Below are 18,155 nucleotides of genomic sequence, written 5' to 3' on the forward strand. Positions count from 1 at the left end.
AGGGGACGGACCAGGGCGTGGGCCAGGACCTCGTCCACCGAACTCACCGGAAGGATCTCCAGCCCCGCCTTCACGTTTTCGGGGATGTCCTGCAGGTCCTTGGCGTTTTCCTGGGGGATCAGAACGGTCTTTACTCCCGACCGCAGGGCCGCCAGGAGCTTCTCCTTCAGGCCGCCGATGGGCAGGACCCGGCCGCGAAGGGTGACCTCGCCAGTCATGGCGATGTCCCTGCGGATCGGAACCCCGGTCAGGACGGAGACCATCGCCGTCGCCATGGCGACGCCGGCCGAGGGACCATCCTTGGGGGTCGCGCCCTCGGGAACGTGGATGGCTACGTCGGTCCGTTCGAACAGGGGCGGCTCGATCCCGAAGTGGGTGGCCCGGCTGCGCACATAGGCGTGGGCGGCCTGGACCGACTCCTTCATGACGTCCTTGAGATTGCCGGTGACCTGCATCCGGCCCTTGCCGGGCATGCGCACGGCCTCGATGGTCAGGATGTCGCCGCCAAAGTCGGTGTAGGCCAGACCGGTGATGATGCCGACCTGATCCTCGCCATCCATCTCGCCGTACTTGAACCGGCGGACGCCGGCGTAGTCGGAGAGCCTCGCCTCGTCCACGACGATCGGACCGGCGGCCTCCTCCGGCTTGCGCCGCATGAGGTCGCGAACCGCCTTGCGGGCGAGGTTGCCGATTTCGCGCTCCAGAGAACGCACGCCCGCCTCGCGGGTATAGTAGCGGATAAGGTCGCGCAGCGCGGCGTCGGGCAACTCGAATTCCGAGGCGGTCAGACCGTGGTCCTTCATCTGCTTGGGGAGCAGGTGACGACGGGCGATCTCGACCTTCTCATCCTCGGTGTAGCCGGGGATACGGATGATCTCCATGCGGTCCAGCAGGGGCTGGGGCATGTTGAGGCTGTTGGCCGTGGTCACGAACATGACTGGGCTCAGGTCGTAGTCGACCTCCAGGTAGTGGTCGGCGAAGGTGGCGTTCTGCGCCGGGTCCAGCACCTCGAGCAGGGCCGAAGACGGGTCGCCCCGCCAGTCGGCGCCCATCTTGTCGATCTCGTCGAGGAGGAAGAAGGCGTTGGTCGACTTGGCCTTCTTCATGGACTGGATGATCTTGCCGGGCATGGAGCCGATGTAGGTCCGACGGTGGCCGCGGATCTCGGCCTCGTCGCGCACACCGCCCAGGGAGACGCGGACGAACTCCCGCCCGGTGGCCTCGGCGATCGACTTGCCCAGCGAGGTCTTGCCCACGCCCGGAGGGCCCACCAGGCAAAGGATGGGGCCCTTGAGCGAGCCGGTGCGGGACTGGACGGCCAGGTATTCGAGGATGCGCTCCTTGACCTTCGCCAGCCCGTAGTGATCGTGCTCGAGGACGGCCTCGGCCTTGTCGAGATCGATGGGCTTTGACTTCGCCTTGCCCCACGGGATGGACAGCAGCCAGTCGAGATAGTTCCGGACGACGGTGGATTCCGCCGACATCGGGCTCATCGAGCGCAGCTTCTTCAGCTCGGCGTTGGCCTTGACCCGGGCCTCCTTGGAGAGCCGGGTGCGCTTGATGCGCTTTTCCAGCTCGGCCAGCTCATCGCGCTCCTGTTCCTGTTCCCCGAGCTCGCGCTGGATCGCCTTCATCTGCTCGTTGAGATAGTACTCCCGCTGGGTCTTCTCCATCTGCCGCTTCACGCGGTTGCGGATCTTCTTCTCGGTCTGCATGACCGAGATCTCGCCTTCCATCAGTGCATAGACCTTCTCCAGGCGCTTGGAGACACTGAAGATTTCCAGCAATTCCTGCTTGTCGGCGATCCTGACGTTCAGGTGCGAGGCGATGCGGTCGGCCAGTTCACCGGGGTTCTCGATCCCCGGGAGGGCGGCGAGAGCCTCCGGCGGCACCTTCTTGTTGAGCTTTACATAGGTTTCAAACTGCTCGACGACAGCCCGGCTGAGAGCCTCGGTCTCGGCCGAGGGCGCCGCGTCCTCGGTCACCAGGGCGACTTCACCGGCGAACCACTCTGACTCCTCAGTGAATCGGACGATTCCAGCACGGCCGCGGCCCTCAACAAGCACCTTCACAGTGCCGTCGGGCAGCCTCAGGAGTTGCAGGATCGAAGCGACGACCCCCACTTCGAAAATATCGGACTGGCCCGGGTCGTCGTCTTCCTTGTTCTTCTGGGTGGCGAGCAGGATCTCGCGCTCGGGCGACTTCATGGCCTCCTCGAGGGCCCTGACGGACTTGTCGCGGCCAACAAAGAGGGGCACCGGCTGGTGAGGGAAGACAACGATGTCCCTCAGCGGGAGGATCGGAAGCGTGCGGGCTTCGGTCATGGTCACTTATACTCCTCTCCATCCCCCTCGATTGAGCAGGGACGGCTTGGCCTTCCCGCGACAATCGCCAGGACCGGCCATGCCGATAGATGTGGCGCGTCGCCGTTCGGGTTCAAGCCGGCGGCGCGAGACAGTCGTGGACAACCCGCAGGAACCTGAGGGACAGACGCCTCAGTTCAGCCTGGTGATGGAGGCGGCGCCGTTATCGTAACGGCAGGTGAAGGCATAGGAGACCGCCTTGGGACCTGCATCCACCGAGGCGTAGCCCTGCACTGTCCAGCCTCCCGCCGAGGCGGTGGTGGTGGTGATCCGGTCGATCCGGGGCCGCTCGCCATAGCCTGCAATGCGGCTGACGGCCTCGAGGCGACAGGCCTCGACCGCCAGGCCGGACCCCGTCGCGCCTGTGGACCCAGACCCCGTGGCGGCCTTCTCCTTATCGCTGTTGGCGGCCGCAATCGCCCCGACGACCAAGCCGCCGAGGATCAGGCCTCCGATCAGAGCCCCGGTATCGTCCTTCTTGTGACTCCCGTAATCCGGGTACCCGTAATCCGGATAACCGCCATAGCGGTCCTCAACCCGGAAGCGCGCGCGACAGCCGCCGTCCACCCAGATGCCCCGACGATCACGCCCCCAGGTCGAGCCCTCGACGCAGGCGCCGCGTCCGCCGGAGTACTGACGATCGAGCCAGACGCGCCCCTGAGAGTACACAGGGCACCAGTTCCTCCGATAATCCTGCGAAGCGCAGGTCACGAAGGAGTCTGCCCGCACAGGCGGGGCAGGCGCGAGTCCGCCGACTGAGCCGGCCAGGGCGGCGAACAGCAGGATCGGGCGCATTTCGGGCTCCTTGAACGGTCCGTCGGGATTTACGCAGGTGGTTGTATCCGTCGCAACCTGAATGCAAGCTGACGCAAGGTGGGAGTGGTGGTGATGCTGAAACCTTATCTGGCGGCGCTGGCCCTGGTCATGGCGACGCCGGCCGCCGCCGGCGGCCTGGAAGACGCCCTGGCGCGCGGCGCCCTCCGGGTCTGCACGGTCGAGGCGCCGCCCTTCGCGGTGCGGACTCCTTCCGGCGAGCTGATCGGCCATGAGGTGGACATCGCGTCGCGCCTCGCAAGCGATCTCGGCCTCTCCCTCGACCTGAAACCCGTGCCGGGACGCGTGCTGCTGGATCGTCTGAACGCCGGCGACTGCGACCTCGCGATCGCCGCCCTGGCGTTGGATACAACGCGGCTGCTGCAGGTCTGGATGACAAATCCCTACGCCGAGTCAGACATCAGGGTGGTGGCCAGCTCCAAGGGACCCTTTCGGGTCGACCAGCTCAATGTCCCGGACACGGCGATCGGCGTCGTGACGGGAACGCTCGCCGCGGACGCGGCGCGCACGAGGTTGCCGTCTGCAACCTTCCGGGAGTTCCCCGACCTGATGTCGGCCCAGAAGGCCCTGGACGACGGGGCGATCAACGCCCTGGCCTTCAAGGAGCCAGTCCCGACCCTGACCGCCGCCGCCGCCAAGCCCCAGCGCTATGCGGTGGGCGACGGAGCGCCCTTATCGCGCACCGCCGACGGCATGGCGGTGCGGAAGGGAGACATGAACCTTCTGAACCTCGCGAATGGCTGGATTGCTGCACGCCGTCGGGATGGCTTTCTGGACGCCAACAGGACCTACTGGATGACCACCCTGGACTGGATGGCCCGCCTGAAGCCGGCCGCGGAGAGCCGCTAGCTCAGGCTGCGCCGCCCTTGTCCCGCCGCTCGGAGTAGATCACCAGAGGCTGGGAACGGCCCTCGACGACCTCGGAGTTGACGACGACTTCCTCGACGCCCTCCCAGGTGGGTAGCTCGTACATGGTGTCGAGCAGGATGGCCTCGAGGATCGACCGAAGCCCCCGGGCGCCTGTCTTGCGGGCGATGGCCTTGCGGGCCACCGACATCAGGGCGTCATCGGTAAAGGTCAGGCCGACGTTCTCCATGTCGAACAGGCGCTGGTACTGTTTGACGAAGGCGTTCTTGGGCTCGGTGAGAATCCGGACCAGGGCCTTCTCGTCGAGGTCGTCGAGGGTCGCGAGGACGGGCAGTCGCCCGATGAACTCGGGGATCAGCCCGAACTTCAGCAGATCGTCCGGTTCAACCTGACGGAAGATCTCGCCCGTCCGGCGGTCGTCCGGATTGGATACCCGGGCTCCGAAGCCGATCGACGTCCCCTGCCCCCGGGCCGAGATGATCTTGTCCAGTCCGGCGAAGGCCCCGCCGCAGATGAACAGGATGTTGGTGGTGTCGACCTGCAGGAACTCCTGCTGGGGATGCTTGCGGCCGCCCTGGGGCGGGACCGAAGCGACGGTGCCTTCCATGATCTTCAGAAGGGCCTGCTGCACGCCCTCCCCGGACACGTCACGGGTGATGGAAGGATTGTCCGACTTGCGGCTGATCTTGTCGACTTCATCGATGTAGACGATCCCGCGCTGGGCGCGCTCGACATTGTAGTCGGCCGCCTGGAGCAGCTTGAGAATGATGTTCTCGACATCCTCGCCGACATAACCGGCCTCTGTCAGGGTCGTCGCGTCGGCGACCGTGAAGGGCACATCGATGATCCGGGCGAGCGTCTGGGCCAGCAGGGTCTTGCCCGTGCCGGTGGGGCCGATCAGGAGAATGTTGGCCTTGCCCAGTTCGACGTCGTTGTTCTTCGAGGCGTGGTTCAGCCGCTTGTAATGGTTGTGGACGGCGACAGAGAGCACCTTCTTGGCGTGGTCCTGTCCGATCACATAGTCGTCCAGAACCTCCCGGATCTCCTTCGGAGTCGGCACTCCATCCTTTGATTTGACGAAAGAAATCTTATGCTCTTCACGGATGATATCCATGCAGAGTTCGACGCACTCGTCGCAGATGAACACGGTCGGACCCGCAATCAGCTTGCGGACCTCGTGCTGGCTCTTGCCGCAGAAAGAGCAATAGAGAGTGCTCTTGGTATCCCCGCCGGCGGCCTTGGTCATGCGTCTCTCACTCCTTCGACGGGCGTCTAGGCATCGCGCCGTCGAACCCTGTACAGCCGTTAAGGCGGCATTCAGACTATCCGCCTCGGGTTGTCGAAGTGTTGACAGTCCCCGATACAGGCGGCGGCGGCAAGCCTGATGGCCCTGACACTCGGCCTATAGCCCAAACCTGTGGCATTGTCGTCATGTGACGAATATGCAGGGCCGGCTTGGTTTTTCCCTCGACGAGTCAGTCCGCCCCCCACCGTGCCTGCACCTCAATCCCCCCGACAGATTTCCGTCCCGCCGCGATCCGAGGACGTTGTTCCAGATCCCGAACGGCCGATCGGGGTGGTCGCCTTCGACTTCGACGGAACCCTGACCGTCCGGGACAGCTTCAAGGCCTTCCTGGACTGGCACGCTGGCCTCGCCGGCAGCGCGAAAGGCTATCTCTCCCTGGCGCACGCCGCCGGCCGCTATCTTGTCGATCGCGACCGGGGTCGCATGAAGGCCGCCGCGGTCCGTCGCTTTCTCGGTGGGCTCGCCCGTTCAGAAGTCGAGGCCCGCGCCCGTGCCTTTGCGGAGACACACGCCACGCGACTCCTGCGGCCAGACGCCCTCCGGGCCTGGCGATACTGGCGCTCGCGCGGGGCGACCCTCGTGATCGTCACGGCCTCGCCCGAAATCCTCGTGGCCCCCTTCGCCCGGGGACTTGGGGCTGACCATCTTCTCGGGACGCGGCTGGCGCAGGACCCGGAAGGAAAGGTTACTGGCGCGCTCGACGGGGCGAACTGCAGGGGTCCGGAGAAGACCCGCAGGCTCCGGGAGCTCTTCGGACCAGACCTCAGGCTGGCGGCAGCCTACGGGGATACTGCGGGAGACAAGGAAATGCTGGCCATCGCCGATCACGCGGGATACCGGGAGTTCCGGGAGCGCCCCTAGGCCCGAGGCCGAAGATCAGTCGTCGCCCCGGTTCTCCTGCACGTGGTCGACAAGACCCCAGTCGCGGGCCTCCTCAGGCGTCATGAAGGTATCAGCGTCGAGCTTTTCCTCGACTTCCTGATAGGTTCGACCCGTATGCTTGGCGTAGATCTCGTTGAGCCTGCGCTTGATCTTGAGGATGTCCTCAGCATGGCGCTCGATGTCAGACGCTTTGCCCGAATAGCCACCTGACGGCTGGTGCACCATGATCCGCGCATTCGGCAGGCTGATCCTCTGACCGGGCGCACCCGCCGCCAGAAGGAAAGAGCCCATGGAGGCCGCGTATCCCATGCAGAGCGTGGCCACCGGACTGCGGATGTACTGCATGGTGTCGTAGATTGCGAGGCCCGACGACACCACCCCGCCCGGCGAGTTGATGTACATCTGGATCTCCTTCTTGGGGTTCTCGGCCTCAAGATAGAGCAACTGGGCGCAGACCAGGGCGGCCATGCCGTCTTCCACCGGACCGGAGACGAAGATCACCCGCTCCTTGAGAAGCCGGGAGAAGATGTCAAAGGCGCGCTCGCCCCGACTGGTCTGCTCGACCACCATCGGGACAAGGTTGAGAGCAGTCGTCACCATATCCGGCATAGGCGTGCCCCTTCAGGCTGAAAGGGCGACTCCGTCGGCGGGCGCCCCGTCCTCGATATCGCGTTTCAACCCAGCCATGGCAAGGCCGCGGCCGGCTTTGGTTCCCGACTAGGCCCGGTAGGCCTCGGGCATGTCTTCTTCCTTCAGGAGATCCTCCTTGGAGACCTGCTCTTCCTCGACATTGGCCTTCGAGACGATCAGGTCGACCACCTTCTCCTCGAAGATTGGCGCCCGGAGCTGGGCCTGGGCGGAGGGGTTCTGCCGGAAGAAGTCGAAAATCTGCTGCGCCTGGGGCCCATATCGCATGGCCTCGGTACGCATGGCCTCCGCCAGCTCCTGTTCGGTGACCTGAACATTGTTCACGCGGCCGATCTCGGCAAGAACGAGGCCCAGGCGCACCCGGCGCTCCGCGATCCGGCGATACTCCGTCTCGAGCTGCTCGTCGGTCTTGTCGGCGTCCTCTGGCGGGAGACTGCCGGCCGCCTTGTCCTGCTGGACCTGGTCCCAGATCTGCGAGAACTCCGCCGTCACCATCCGGGGCGGCAGGGGGAAGTCGTGCTTCTCATCCAGTATGTCCAGGAGGGCGCGCTTCAGCTTGAAGCGGGAGGCGCCCGCAAACTGCGACTGGAGGTTGGTCCGCAGCAGTTCTCTCAGTTTCTCGAGGCTTTCCACGCCAAGGCGCTGGGCGAGATCGTCGTCGATCTTGCTCGCCTTCGGGGCTCGGACTTCCTTGACCTTGACTGCGAATTCCGCGTCCTTGCCGGCCAGATGCGCCGCCTGATACTCGGCGGGAAAGGCGACCTTCACGACCACTTCGTCCTCGGGCTTGGCGCCGACCAGCTGTTCCTCGAAGCCGGGAATGAATTGGCCCGAACCCAGGGTCAGTGTGGCGTCCTCGGCCGATCCGCCCTCGAAGGCCTCGCCATCAATGCGACCCACAAAGTCGATCAGGAGCTGGTCGCCATCCTTGGCCTTCACGGTCTTGCCCTTGCGGGGCTCGAAGGTCTTGCTGGACTCCGCGAGCTCCGCGACGGCGTCGTCGACTTCCTTGTCGGTCGGCTCGTAGACCGGGCGCTTCAGAGAGATACTCGAGAAATCGGCGGGCTCGAACTCCGGAATGACCTCAAGAGCGATCTCATAGATCAGGTCGGCCTTGCCCTCGACCACCAGCTGGATGTCGCCCTCGGGGCGCAGATCCGGCTCGCCGGCCGGCCTCAGATTGTTATCCGACAGAACTCTCTGGGTGGTCTCAGTGATGGTCTGCTCGACGATCTCGCTCATGAGGGAGCGTCCGAACATCTTGCGGACATGCCCTGCCGGCACCTTGCCAGGCCGGAAGCCCTTGAGGCTCAGGGTGGGTGTGATCTCGGCGATACGCGCCTCGACCTTCTCCGCCAGCTGGGCGGCGGGAACGGTCACGCCATAAACCCGGCTCAGACCTTCAACGGACTTCTCAACGATCTGCATCGACATTCAAGCCACCGGACCACACGCGAAACGCCCGCGCCAGATCCGCCTTCTTCCGGAAAAACGGCGCCGCCTGAAGCCAGCGGCGAGGGGGCGTCCTTATGTCACGCGACCGGCGAGGGGCCAAGAGCAAAGCCGCGCCCCGGGGCGTGCTGCGGTCCAAATCTCCCTCCGTTTATATCGTCTCCTGACTCCCGGCCCGCCTAACTTGCGGCTATGACCCAAGGGCTCCGGCCGATTGCCGCCGGCGCGACCCGACCGGAGGCCTTCATGATCAAGGATACGGCTGAGCCTGCCGTCCCTCCCCCCGATCCGGGTATGGTCTGGACGCCAGGCGGCGTCTTCACCATGGGATCCGACAGTCACTATCCGGAGGAACGGCCGGCGAGGCGGGTCCGTGTGGACGGCTTCTGGATCGATCGCACCCCCGTTACGAACGATCAGTTCGCCCGTTTCGTCGAACAGACCGGCCATGTCACCCTTGCGGAGATCGCCCCGCGGCCAGAGGACTACCCCGGCGCGCCCCGAGACATGCTCCGCGCAGGCTCGATGGTCTTTACCCCGACCCGCGGCCCGGTCCCGCTCAATGACGCGTCGCAGTGGTGGCGGTGGACATTCGGCGCCACCTGGCGGCGCCCACTGGGACCGGGAAGCAACCTCAGGGGCCTCGGGGACCACCCGGTCGTCCATGTGGCATGGCCGGATGTCGAGGCCTACGCCGCCTGGGCCGGCAAGACTCTTCCGACTGAAGCGGAGTGGGAGTTCGCGGCCTGGGGCGGCGGACCGTCTGAGACCGAATTCGTCTGGGGAACGGAGCTGACGCCCGCCGGACGCCAGATGGCGAACACCTTTCAGGGCCAGTTTCCATTCCGGAACACCTGCGAGGACGGTTACGATCGGACGTCTCCCGTAGGCGCCTTCCCGGGGAACGATCTCGGCCTTCTCGACATGATCGGAAATGTCTGGGAGTGGACCAGCGACTGGTACGGGCCGCACCGGACCGCTGAGAAATCGTCTCCGTGCTGTGCGATCGAGAACCCGCGGGGCGGCCGGGAGGGGGACAGCCTGGATCCAGCCCTTCCGGACATTCCGATACCGAGGAAGGTCCTCAAGGGCGGTTCCTTCCTGTGTGCGCCTTCCTACTGCCGGCGCTACCGGCCGGCGGCGCGGCACGCCCAGACCATCGACAGCGCCATGAGCCACCTCGGGTTTCGCTGCATCTACCGACCTCCGGACTGACCTCTTAGAGGGTCCCGACCTCGGCGTTCACGCCGACGCTTCCCCGGAGCGTGGCGGCGCAGATCGTTTCATTTTCGCGAACGGAAGGTTCCATCCCGGTGCGTCAGGCTCTAGGACAAGCCTGCGCCGCCCTCCTGGCGAAACTGGTAGACGCGCGGGATTTAGGTTCCCGTGCCGAAAGGCGTGCCGGTTCGAGTCCGGCGGAGGGCACCAGGCTCAGAGGCGGGCGGAGAGGTCCGCCAGAACAGCGGGAACGAGACCTGGAAGGTCCTCGGCGATCAGACCCGGACCGAACTTCTCGGCGGCTTCCGCATGCACCCAGGCGGCGGCGCAGGCGGCGTCGAAACCACTCGCCCCCTGGCACAGAAGGCCGCCGATCAGACCGGCCAGGACGTCGCCAGATCCAGCCGTGGCCAGCCAGGGCGAGGCGGAGAGATTAATCGCGGCCCGGCCGTCCGGATGCGCGATCACCGTATCTCCCCCCTTGAGCAGCACGACGGCGCCCGCCCGGCTGGCGGCGCTCCGGGCTGCCGCAACCCTGGTCTCCGAGGCGGCGAGCACGCCGGGGAAAAGTCTCTCGAACTCCCCCTCGTGGGGAGTGAGCACATCGTCGACGTCCAGGAGGGCGAAGAGATCCGCGGGGGCGGGCCGGAAGACCGTGATGGCGTCCGCATCGATCACCAGGGCCGCACCGGTGCGTCCCAGAGCCAACACCTTCTCCCGGGTGGCGTCCTCCAGTCCCGCCGCTGGACCGACGACGACCGCATCCATCTCCGAACAGGTCCCCTCGACCTCTTCCGGACTGTCGGCAGGCGCGAGCATGACCGCCTCCAGATGCGCGGCGTTGATCGCCATGGCGTCCCGGGGCGAGACCAGGGTCACAAGCCCGGCTCCGATCCGCAGGCCGGAGCGGGCGGCGAGCCGGGCGGCGCCCGTCCGCCAGGGTCCGCCGCTGATCACGCCCAGGCGCCCACGGCTATGCTTGTGCGAAGCGGCGGACGGCCAGGGAAGACGGTCAAGCCAGAGGTCCGGGTCATTCTCGAACAGTCGGGACGTCAGCGCCCCCAGCCCAATGTCGGCGACCACGATTTCGCCGCATCGCTGCCGACCCGGCAGGAGGGCATGGGCCGGTTTGCGGGCCTGGAAGGTCACGGTGAGGGCGGCGGAGAGGGCCCAGGAGCCGACCGGCCGACCGGTATCTCCGGACAGCCCGCTAGGCACATCTACAGCCACGACCCGGCAATCCGGGGCCAACAGCGCCTCCAGGCGGCGAATGACGCCCGATTCAAGAGGACGGTTGAGTCCTGCCCCGAAGAGGGCGTCGATGACCAGCGCCTCTCCGCCGCCCTCGCCCCAGCTGACGAGAGGCCCCGACCATCCGGCCCGCGCCTCCAGAGAGGCCTCGCTCGTGGGCGCAGCGAGGGCCTCGACCGTCACCGTCCAGCCGCGATCGGCCAGCTCCCGCGCCGCGACATAGCCGTCTCCCCCGTTGTCTCCCGGGCCGCAGAGGACCCGGACGGGCTGTTTCTGAAAATGCGCCTCCACGGCAATGGCGACTGCACGGCCCGCCCGCTGCATGAGTCGACCAACCGAGGTCCCACCGGCGACCGCTGCGCGATCGGCTTCGGCCATCTCAGAGACAGTCAGGATCGCCCGCGGAGACATGCGCCTAGAGCACGCCCGTTGACGCCTCGCGTCCCGCCTCGACAAGGACCAGAAGGCCCCCGTCCGTTTCCAGCGCGGTGATGGACGCGTGGTCAGGCCGGAAAACCAGGACCCGATCGTCCCCAGCGAGAAGCGACATCACCGCGTTGATCGCAACATAGTGGCTGAACACCGCCGTCCGGCTGCGCGTCAGGAGCGAGTCGGCGGCCCTGCGGCGCCAGGCATCGTAATCGAGGTCGCCCTGAATGTCCGCCCAACGGCCCTGGAAGGCCTCCCTGAGCCAGGCGGGACGCTGTTCGGCCGTCAGCGCCGCGGGTGTCGGAATCTCACCGACCCCCGGATCGATCTCGATCTCCACGCCAAGGGCCTCGGCCGTGGGCGCGGCCGTTTCCCGGCACCGGCGCAGGGGGGAGCTGACAACCCTCAGGGGGCGCAGGTCCTCGGGCAGGGCGAGAAGATGGTCCCGGGCCGCATGCGCCTGGGCCCTCCCCGACTCGTCCAGGCCCGGATCATGGTCGGCTTCTCCCCAGACGGCGGCGGGTTTGCCGTGGCGGATCAGGAAAAGTCTCTGCATGGCTCAATCCAGGGTGAACAGGTTGCGTCGGTCGTCCGCAGATCTCGACAGGGTTCCGGTCCGGCCAACGCCTTCTCGGACTTCGAGCGAGGCCAGCGCTTCGGCTTCCGTTCCAGGAATGATTGCGGCGAAGCGGCGGTCCGACTCGTCGCGGCCGACGATCACGCCCATCCGGAAGCCCTCCCTTTCGTGAATCACGGTGTAGGTCTCGATCCTGCCGCGGCCGGATGGACGTTCGATGACGGTCGGGCGCGGAAGGGCGTCGATCCGGGACTGAAGGACAGACGGATCCTGCCGCTCGAAGGCCTTCAGCGGCCGGCGCGTCGAGTACACGCCGGTCGACTGCTTTGTCAGATACCAGCCGTTCGCCGTGCACAGCCCGAAACTGCCGGGCCTCTCCCGCAGGCGCTGCATCATCGCCACCACACCGTGCATGGCGTAGTTGTTGCCCGGTCCCCCGGCGTAGGGAAGACCGCCGGTGACCGTAAAGCCCCGAGGATCATCGAGCGCCAGACCGAGGGCCTCGGCCCCGACCTGGACCGCCGAGGGAAAGCAGGAATAGAGATCGAAAGCGACAATGTCCTCGAGGGTGACGCCGGCCATTTCCAGGGCGCGTTCACCTGTCAGCCGCATGGCGGGGCTCGAGTGGAAATCCTGACGCTCAATCGGATTCCAGATGTCATTGGCGTCGGCGCAGCCGTGCAGAAAGATCATCCGGTCCTCGGACACCCCCAACTCCCGCGCCCGTGCAAGACTGGTCATCAGCACGCCCGCCGACTGGTCCACGTCCATGATCGCGTTCAGGAACTTCGGATAGGGAAAGCCGATCATGCGATTTGCGGGAGTGACGGCGACCAGCTCCTCAGGCGACCGCTCGACCTGAAACCAGGCTTCAGGGTTGGACGCCGCAACCCGGGTGAAGGGTGCGAACAGTTCACCGAGACGCCGCTGATGGTCATCGATCGACCGGCCATCCCTCGCCCGCAGGGCGTTCTCAAACAGCGGATAGATGTGGATGGGCCGATCCATTCCATGAACGGCTTCATAGGGGCTGACCCCCGGCCTCCCGTCGCCGATCCACTCCGGTGGCGGCAGGTTGTCCGCGTCGTCCCAGTCCTCGAAGCCCAGACCCCTCGTCAGACGCTTGACGCCCGACCCCATGAACTCCGCCCCGACGACGAGGACCTGACGGTTCCGACCTTCGGAGATCCGCTGGGCGGCGACATTGATGGCGTACTGAGAACTGTTGCCTCCGGCGCGGGTGTAAACGCTCCAGTCAGGCGAGGCGCCCAGGCGCCTCGAAAGGGTTAGCGGCGGGTTTGTGGAATGCGGCATGACCCGACGCTCTCCGGGAGCGTCGATCGCAAAACTGATCACCGCGAGGCCATCCGTAGCGGCCAGGGCCGACGTGTCCAGGCCGGCGTCGAGGGCCGCTCTTTCCGCCGCGATCTTGAGCAGAGCCGTCGGCGATGGTGAGGATCCCGGATCCCCCCGCCAGGTGAATTGACCGCCGCCGATCAAGACTGGAGTTGTTTCGTCGCTCACCCTGCCCTCCCCGCCTTGTCGCCGCGTGATCCTAGGCGCCTGAGGGCCGGTCTCAAGCGGAATTCCCCCCGATGTGGCATTTGCCTGAAATCCCGGCATTTATCGCCCAAAAGCTAGGCGCCCGCCTGGAAACCTCCCCCGCTGACGGATCAGCGGGGGGCGGGGACTTGAACCCGCGCAGGCCCTGCGTCACCTGCCCCACAGTCAGCGGGTCGGAGGCCCGACCGGAGTTCTGGGATGAAAAAGATCGAAGCGGTCATCAAGCCCTTCAAGCTCGATGAAGTGAAGGAAGCCCTTCAGGAACTGGGCCTTCAGGGCATGACTGTCATCGAGGCCAAGGGCTACGGTCGTCAGAAGGGTCATACCGAACTCTATCGCGGCGCCGAGTACGTCGTGGATTTCTTGCCAAAGATCAAAGTCGAGGTCGTGCTTCCGGACGACCAGCTTGAGGCTGCGCTGGAAGCCATCGTCGGAGCCGCCCGGACGGGCCGGATCGGCGACGGAAAGATTTTCGTCTCGGAGGTTCTGGATGTCCTGCGCATCCGCACCGGCGAGACGGGAGAGGCCGCCGTCTAGGCGGCGGAAACATTACCGAGAAGGGGAACATCATGGCGACAGCCAAGGAAATTCTGGACCAGATCAAAGAGAAGGACGTCAAGTATGTCGACGTCCGCTTCACCGACATCCGCGGCAAGATGCAACATGTGACCTTCGACATCGATCTGGTGGACGAGGAGTTCCTGACCGATGGCACGATGTTCGACGGCTCGTCGATCGCCGGCTGGAAGGCGATCAATGAAAGCGACATGAAGCTGCGTCCGGACCTGGACACGGCCATCATCGATCCCTTCTATCAGCAAACCACCATGGCGCTGGTGTGCGATGTCCTGAACCCGGACACCGGACTGCCCTACAATCGTGATCCCCGGTCGATTTCCAAGGCGGCGCTGAACTACATGAAGTCCGCCGGCATTGGCGATACGGCCTTCTTCGGCCCCGAGGCCGAGTTCTTCATTTTCGATGACGTGCGGTGGTCCACTTCTCCGCACAGCACGGGCTATTCGTTCGACTCGTCCGAACTGCCCGTCAACTCGGCCAAGGAGTATCCGGAGGGCAACCTCGGCCATCGGCCCGGCCCCAAGGGCGGGTACTTCCCTGTCAATCCGGTGGATTCCGGCCAGGATATCCGTGGCGAAATGCTCGCAGTGATGGGCGAGCTCGGCATGAAGCCGGAAAAGCACCACCACGAGGTGGCGCCCGCCCAGCATGAACTTGGCCTGAAGTTCGACACCCTGGTGGTGATGGCCGACCGGATGCAGCTCTACAAGTACGTCATCCACAACGTGGCCGCGGCCTACGGCAAGTCAGCCACCTTCATGGCCAAGCCGATGTTCGCCGACAACGGCTCGGGCATGCACGTGCACCAGTCGATCTGGGGCGCCGGCAAGCCGCTGTTCGCCGGCGACAAGTACGCGGGCCTGTCTCAGATGTGCCTCTGGTACATCGGCGGGATCATCAAGCACGCGAAGGCGATCAATGCCTTCTCGAACTCGACGACCAACTCGTACAAGCGTCTGGTGCCTGGCTACGAAGCGCCGGTGAAGCTGGCCTACTCCGCCCGGAACCGGTCGGCCTCCATCCGGATTCCTCACGTGGACAGCCCCAAGGGCAAGCGCATCGAGGCCCGCTTCCCCGACCCGATGGGCAACCCCTACCTGACCTTCACCGCCCTGCTGATGGCGGGCCTCGACGGGATCATCAACCAGATCGATCCCGGAGGCCCCCAGGACAAGAACCTGTATGATCTTCCCCCGCGGGAGCAGAAGAAGGTTCCGGAAGTCTGCGGCTCTCTGCGCGAGGCCCTCGAATGCCTCGACAAGGACCGGGCCTTCCTCAAGGCAGGCGGAGTGATGGACGACGACTTCATCGACTCCTACATCGAGCTGAAGATGGAGGAGGTCATGCGCCTCCAGCTCCATCCGCACCCGGTCGAATTCGACATGTACTACAAGTGCTGACCCCCTGCGCTTAGGCGCTGGAGCGGCAGGGGCCGCCGGAGCAATCCGGCGGCCCCTTTCCTTGCGCGGCGGCGGGCGGCGAATCGCGGCAAACGAAGGCCATGTCCGGGTCCCCTCCCCAAGCTTCGCTGTTTGATGATCCCCAGCCGGAGCCATCGCCGGTCGGCGTGGCGGAGCCGGGTCCAACCCCGCCTGAGGCCCCGTCGCCGTCCACGGCGAAGGGTGGCGGCTACTCCGCCAAGGACATTGAGGTCCTTGAGGGTCTGGAGCCCGTGCGAAAGCGGCCGGGCATGTACATCGGCGGGACGGACGAGCGGGCCCTGCATCACCTGTTCGCCGAAGTCCTCGACAATGCGATGGACGAGGCGGTCGCCGGCCACGCCAAGGTGATCGAGGTCCGGCTCGACGCAGACGGAACCCTGACGGTCAGGGATGACGGGCGGGGCATTCCCGTCGATCCCCATCCGAAGCACCCCGGAAAGTCGGCCCTGGAAGTGATCATGACCGTCCTGCATTCGGGCGGGAAGTTCTCGGGGAAGGCCTACGAGACCTCCGGCGGCCTGCACGGAGTCGGTGTCTCGGTAGTCAACGCCCTTTCAGAGCACCTCGAGGTCACCGCCTTCAAGGACGGCTTCGAATGGCGACAGTCCTTCAGCCGGGGCAAACCTGTCGGCGGTCTTGAAAAGCTGGGGCCGAGCCGAAAGCACGGCACGATCATCACCTTCCGGCCTGATCCGGTCATCTTTGGCGACACGGCCGCCTTCCGGCCCGCACGGATCTACCGGATGGCCCGCTCCAAGGCCTATCTGTTCGGCGGCGTTGAAATCCGCTGGGCGTGCGATCCGTCCCTCATCCATGACCAGACCCCTTCGGAAGCGCTCCTCCGGTTTCCGAATGGACTGGCCGATTTTCTCGCAGAGCGGGTTCGCGACATCGAGACCGTCACTCCGGAACCCTTCACCGGACGTTTCGAGCGCAAGGGCGATCCCGGGAAGGTCGAATGGGCGGTGACCTGGACCGGCGCGGGCTTCGGCGAGGCCGACGGCTTCCTGCAGTCCTACTGCAATACGGTGCCCACTCCCGAAGGCGGGACCCACGAGGCCGGATTCCGCGCCGCCCTGACCCGGGGGCTCAAGGCCTATGCGGATCTTGTCGGCGAGAAAAGGGCCGGACTCCTGACCGCAGAAGATGTCGTCGCACAGGCAGGCGGCCTGGTCAGCGTCTTCATCTCCAACCCCGAGTTCCAGGGCCAGACCAAGGAGAGACTGTCCTCGACCGAAGCCCAGAAGCTTGTCGAGACGGCGCTTCGCGATCCCTTCGACCACTGGCTGGCCGCCCAGCCCAAGGCGGCGCGGGCCCTGCTCGACTTCGTGATCCAGCGCGCTGAGGAAAGGCTCAAGCGCCGCCGCGAGAAGGAGGTCTCGCGGGCATCCGCCACGCGCAAGCTCCGTCTCCCCGGCAAGCTTGCGGACTGCTCCGGCCAGTCGGCGGAAGGATCGGAAATCTTCATCGTCGAGGGAGACAGCGCCGGTGGCTCGGCCAAGCAGGCCCGTGACCGGCGGACCCAGGCCATCCTGCCGCTTCGCGGCAAGATCCTGAACGTGGCCTCGGCGACAACCGACAAGCTCGGCCAGAACCGGGAGCTGTCCGACCTGATGCTGGCGCTGGGCGTGCAGGGCGGGACCCGGTTCCGAGAGGAGGACCTGCGGTACGAGCGCGTAGTCATCATGACCGACGCCGATGTGGACGGGGCCCATATCGCCAGCCTGCTGATCACCTTCTTCTACCGAACCATGCCCCAGCTGATCCGGGCGGGCCGCCTCTATCTGGCCCTTCCGCCCCTTTACCGCCTCAGCCATGGCGGCAAAGTGATCTATGCCCGCGACGACGCCCATCGCGAGGCTCTGCTCGCCACTGAGTTCAAGGGCAAGAAACCTGAGGTGGGGCGTTTCAAGGGCCTCGGAGAGATGATGCCCGCCCAGCTGCGTGAGACAACCATGGATCCCGCCCGGCGGATCCTGGCTCGGGTCACCCTGCCCGGCTCCGAGGTAGAAGTCGCCGAGCTGGTCGAGGCCCTCATGGGCCGCAAACCCGAACTGCGATTCCGCTTCATCCAGGAAAATGCGGAGTTCGCGAGTGCGGACCTTGATGTCTAGCCCGGCGCCGTTACTGGGGCCATCACACGGCTTTCAAGGCTTGCGCGTTGACTTGGGGGCCCCAGCCCGTATGTTCCGCCCCGCGCGACGAACGCCGTCCGCGCCGCAGCGCCGCGCGCGCCCCCGCCCCGCGGGACGGGCCCGTCGCCCCTTAGGCAAAGAATGACCGAATTCGCTGAACTGGGCCTCTCGCCCGAAATCCTGCAGGCCGTCTCCGCGACGGGCTACACCACCGCCACTCCGATCCAGGCCCAGGCCATCCCGGTCGCCCTCACCGGCAAGGATGTGCTCGGCATCGCTCAGACCGGGACCGGCAAGACCGCCGCCTTCACCCTCCCGATGATCGAGAGGCTCGCCCAAGGGCGCAGCCGCGCCCGCATGCCGCGCGCCCTGGTCATCGCCCCGACGCGGGAACTGGCTGATCAGGTCTCCGCCTCCTTCGAGCGCTACTCCGCCAACCAGGCGCGCAAGCTGTCCTGGGCCCTCCTGATCGGCGGCGTCTCCTTCTCCGACCAGGAACTCAAGCTGGACCGCGGCGTCGACGTCCTGATCGCCACGCCCGGCCGGCTGCTCGACCACTTCGAACGCGGCAAGCTGCTTCTCACGGGTGTGCAGATCCTGGTGGTCGAC

General features: G+C 65.8%; 15 protein-coding genes and 1 tRNA gene. 8 read left to right on the forward strand and 8 right to left on the reverse strand.

From position 1 onward, the window contains the following. A partial coding sequence (gene lon, locus INE98_RS11885) for an endopeptidase La (RefSeq protein ID WP_293539146.1) occupies positions 1-2,324 on the reverse strand: 2,324 nt, incomplete at its 3' end. 171 nt (positions 2,325-2,495) lie between these two features. Next, positions 2,496-3,158 (reverse strand): DUF3011 domain-containing protein, encoded by a 663-nt coding sequence (locus INE98_RS11890; RefSeq protein WP_293539147.1) that lies wholly within the window; start codon positions 3,156-3,158, stop codon positions 2,496-2,498. Between the two features lie 93 nt (positions 3,159-3,251). On the opposite strand from INE98_RS11890, the gene INE98_RS11895 reads away from it, so the two are divergent. Further along, complete coding sequence (locus INE98_RS11895; protein ID WP_293539148.1) at positions 3,252-4,046, forward strand: ABC transporter substrate-binding protein; 795 nt, start codon at positions 3,252-3,254, stop codon at positions 4,044-4,046. Position 4,047: 1 nt separating this feature from the next. Here INE98_RS11895 and clpX read toward each other — a convergent pair whose 3' ends face one another. After that, on the reverse strand, positions 4,048-5,310 hold the full coding sequence (gene clpX / locus INE98_RS11900; RefSeq protein WP_293539149.1) for an ATP-dependent Clp protease ATP-binding subunit ClpX: 1,263 nt from the start codon (positions 5,308-5,310) through the stop codon (positions 4,048-4,050). A 330-nt stretch (positions 5,311-5,640) separates the two neighbouring features. Between clpX and INE98_RS11905 the strand changes: the two genes are divergently transcribed. Next, positions 5,641-6,231 carry an HAD-IB family hydrolase gene (locus INE98_RS11905; protein ID WP_293539150.1) on the forward strand — a complete coding sequence of 197 codons (591 nt, stop codon included), beginning with the start codon at positions 5,641-5,643 and terminating at the stop codon, positions 6,229-6,231. Positions 6,232-6,246: 15 nt separating this feature from the next. Here the strand turns inward: INE98_RS11905 and INE98_RS11910 are convergent, their stop codons facing one another. Both INE98_RS11910 and tig read right to left on the reverse strand, forming a co-directional pair. Next, positions 6,247-6,861, reverse strand: coding sequence for an ATP-dependent Clp protease proteolytic subunit (locus INE98_RS11910; RefSeq protein ID WP_293539151.1), 615 nt, complete (start codon positions 6,859-6,861; stop codon positions 6,247-6,249). Between the two features lie 108 nt (positions 6,862-6,969). Beyond that, entirely contained in the window at positions 6,970-8,328 is a 1,359-nt protein-coding gene (gene tig / locus INE98_RS11915; RefSeq protein WP_293539160.1) for a trigger factor, read from the reverse strand. A 270-nt stretch (positions 8,329-8,598) separates the two neighbouring features. Here tig and INE98_RS11920 point away from each other — a divergent pair, with 270 nt between their 5' ends. After that, on the forward strand, positions 8,599-9,567 hold the full coding sequence (locus INE98_RS11920) for a formylglycine-generating enzyme family protein (protein ID WP_293539152.1): 969 nt from the start codon (positions 8,599-8,601) through the stop codon (positions 9,565-9,567). 128 nt (positions 9,568-9,695) lie between these two features. After that, positions 9,696-9,780 (forward strand) — tRNA-Leu (locus INE98_RS11925). Positions 9,781-9,783: 3 nt separating this feature from the next. On the opposite strand, the gene INE98_RS11930 is transcribed toward INE98_RS11925, so the two are convergent. Genes INE98_RS11930 through INE98_RS11940 form a run of 3 tightly spaced genes read right to left on the reverse strand, consistent with a single transcriptional unit; the run spans position 9,784 to position 13,351 of the window. Further along, the gene (locus tag INE98_RS11930) at positions 9,784-11,232 is read right to left on the reverse strand and encodes an NAD(P)H-hydrate dehydratase (protein ID WP_293539153.1); all 1,449 of its coding nucleotides are present in this window, start codon (positions 11,230-11,232) and stop codon (positions 9,784-9,786) included. A gap of 4 nt (positions 11,233-11,236) precedes the next feature. Further along, positions 11,237-11,806, reverse strand: a complete 570-nt coding sequence (locus INE98_RS11935) for a histidine phosphatase family protein (protein ID WP_293539154.1) — start codon at positions 11,804-11,806, stop codon at positions 11,237-11,239. 3 nt (positions 11,807-11,809) lie between these two features. Further along, positions 11,810-13,351 carry an acetyl-CoA acetyltransferase gene (locus INE98_RS11940; RefSeq protein WP_293539155.1) on the reverse strand — a complete coding sequence of 514 codons (1,542 nt, stop codon included), beginning with the start codon at positions 13,349-13,351 and terminating at the stop codon, positions 11,810-11,812. Between the two features lie 237 nt (positions 13,352-13,588). Here INE98_RS11940 and INE98_RS11945 point away from each other — a divergent pair, with 237 nt between their 5' ends. The 4 genes from INE98_RS11945 to INE98_RS11960 all read left to right on the forward strand — a co-directional run. Continuing rightward, positions 13,589-13,927 (forward strand): P-II family nitrogen regulator, encoded by a 339-nt coding sequence (locus tag INE98_RS11945; RefSeq protein WP_293539156.1) that lies wholly within the window; start codon positions 13,589-13,591, stop codon positions 13,925-13,927. 32 nt (positions 13,928-13,959) lie between these two features. Next, complete coding sequence (gene glnA / locus INE98_RS11950) at positions 13,960-15,369, forward strand: type I glutamate--ammonia ligase (RefSeq protein ID WP_293539157.1); 1,410 nt, start codon at positions 13,960-13,962, stop codon at positions 15,367-15,369. A gap of 101 nt (positions 15,370-15,470) precedes the next feature. Continuing rightward, positions 15,471-17,525, forward strand: coding sequence for a DNA topoisomerase IV subunit B (parE, locus tag INE98_RS11955; protein ID WP_293539158.1), 2,055 nt, complete (start codon positions 15,471-15,473; stop codon positions 17,523-17,525). 162 nt (positions 17,526-17,687) lie between these two features. Further along, the coding region (locus INE98_RS11960) for a DEAD/DEAH box helicase (protein ID WP_293539159.1) at positions 17,688-18,155 on the forward strand (468 nt) is incomplete at its 3' end.

This window comes from Phenylobacterium sp. (assembly GCF_020253645.1).
GTDB lineage: Bacteria > Pseudomonadota > Alphaproteobacteria > Caulobacterales > Caulobacteraceae > Phenylobacterium.

Excerpts from the sequence above, each read along its gene's own strand:
- glnA (WP_293539157.1), top strand. The coding sequence starts at position 13,960 with ATGGCGACAGCCAAGGAAATTCTGGACCAGATCAAAGAGAAGGACGTC.
- INE98_RS11945 (WP_293539156.1), top strand. The coding sequence starts at position 13,589 with ATGAAAAAGATCGAAGCGGTCATCAAGCCCTTCAAGCTCGATGAAGTG.
- parE (WP_293539158.1), top strand. The coding sequence starts at position 15,471 with ATGTCCGGGTCCCCTCCCCAAGCTTCGCTGTTTGATGATCCCCAGCCG.
- INE98_RS11920 (WP_293539152.1), top strand. The coding sequence starts at position 8,599 with ATGATCAAGGATACGGCTGAGCCTGCCGTCCCTCCCCCCGATCCGGGT.
- clpX (WP_293539149.1), bottom strand. The coding sequence starts at position 5,310 with ATGACCAAGGCCGCCGGCGGGGATACCAAGAGCACTCTCTATTGCTCT.
- INE98_RS11930 (WP_293539153.1), bottom strand. The coding sequence starts at position 11,232 with ATGTCTCCGCGGGCGATCCTGACTGTCTCTGAGATGGCCGAAGCCGAT.
- INE98_RS11890 (WP_293539147.1), bottom strand. The coding sequence starts at position 3,158 with ATGCGCCCGATCCTGCTGTTCGCCGCCCTGGCCGGCTCAGTCGGCGGA.
- INE98_RS11910 (WP_293539151.1), bottom strand. The coding sequence starts at position 6,861 with ATGCCGGATATGGTGACGACTGCTCTCAACCTTGTCCCGATGGTGGTC.
- INE98_RS11935 (WP_293539154.1), bottom strand. The coding sequence starts at position 11,806 with ATGCAGAGACTTTTCCTGATCCGCCACGGCAAACCCGCCGCCGTCTGG.
- tig (WP_293539160.1), bottom strand. The coding sequence starts at position 8,328 with ATGCAGATCGTTGAGAAGTCCGTTGAAGGTCTGAGCCGGGTTTATGGC.
- INE98_RS11895 (WP_293539148.1), top strand. The coding sequence starts at position 3,252 with ATGCTGAAACCTTATCTGGCGGCGCTGGCCCTGGTCATGGCGACGCCG.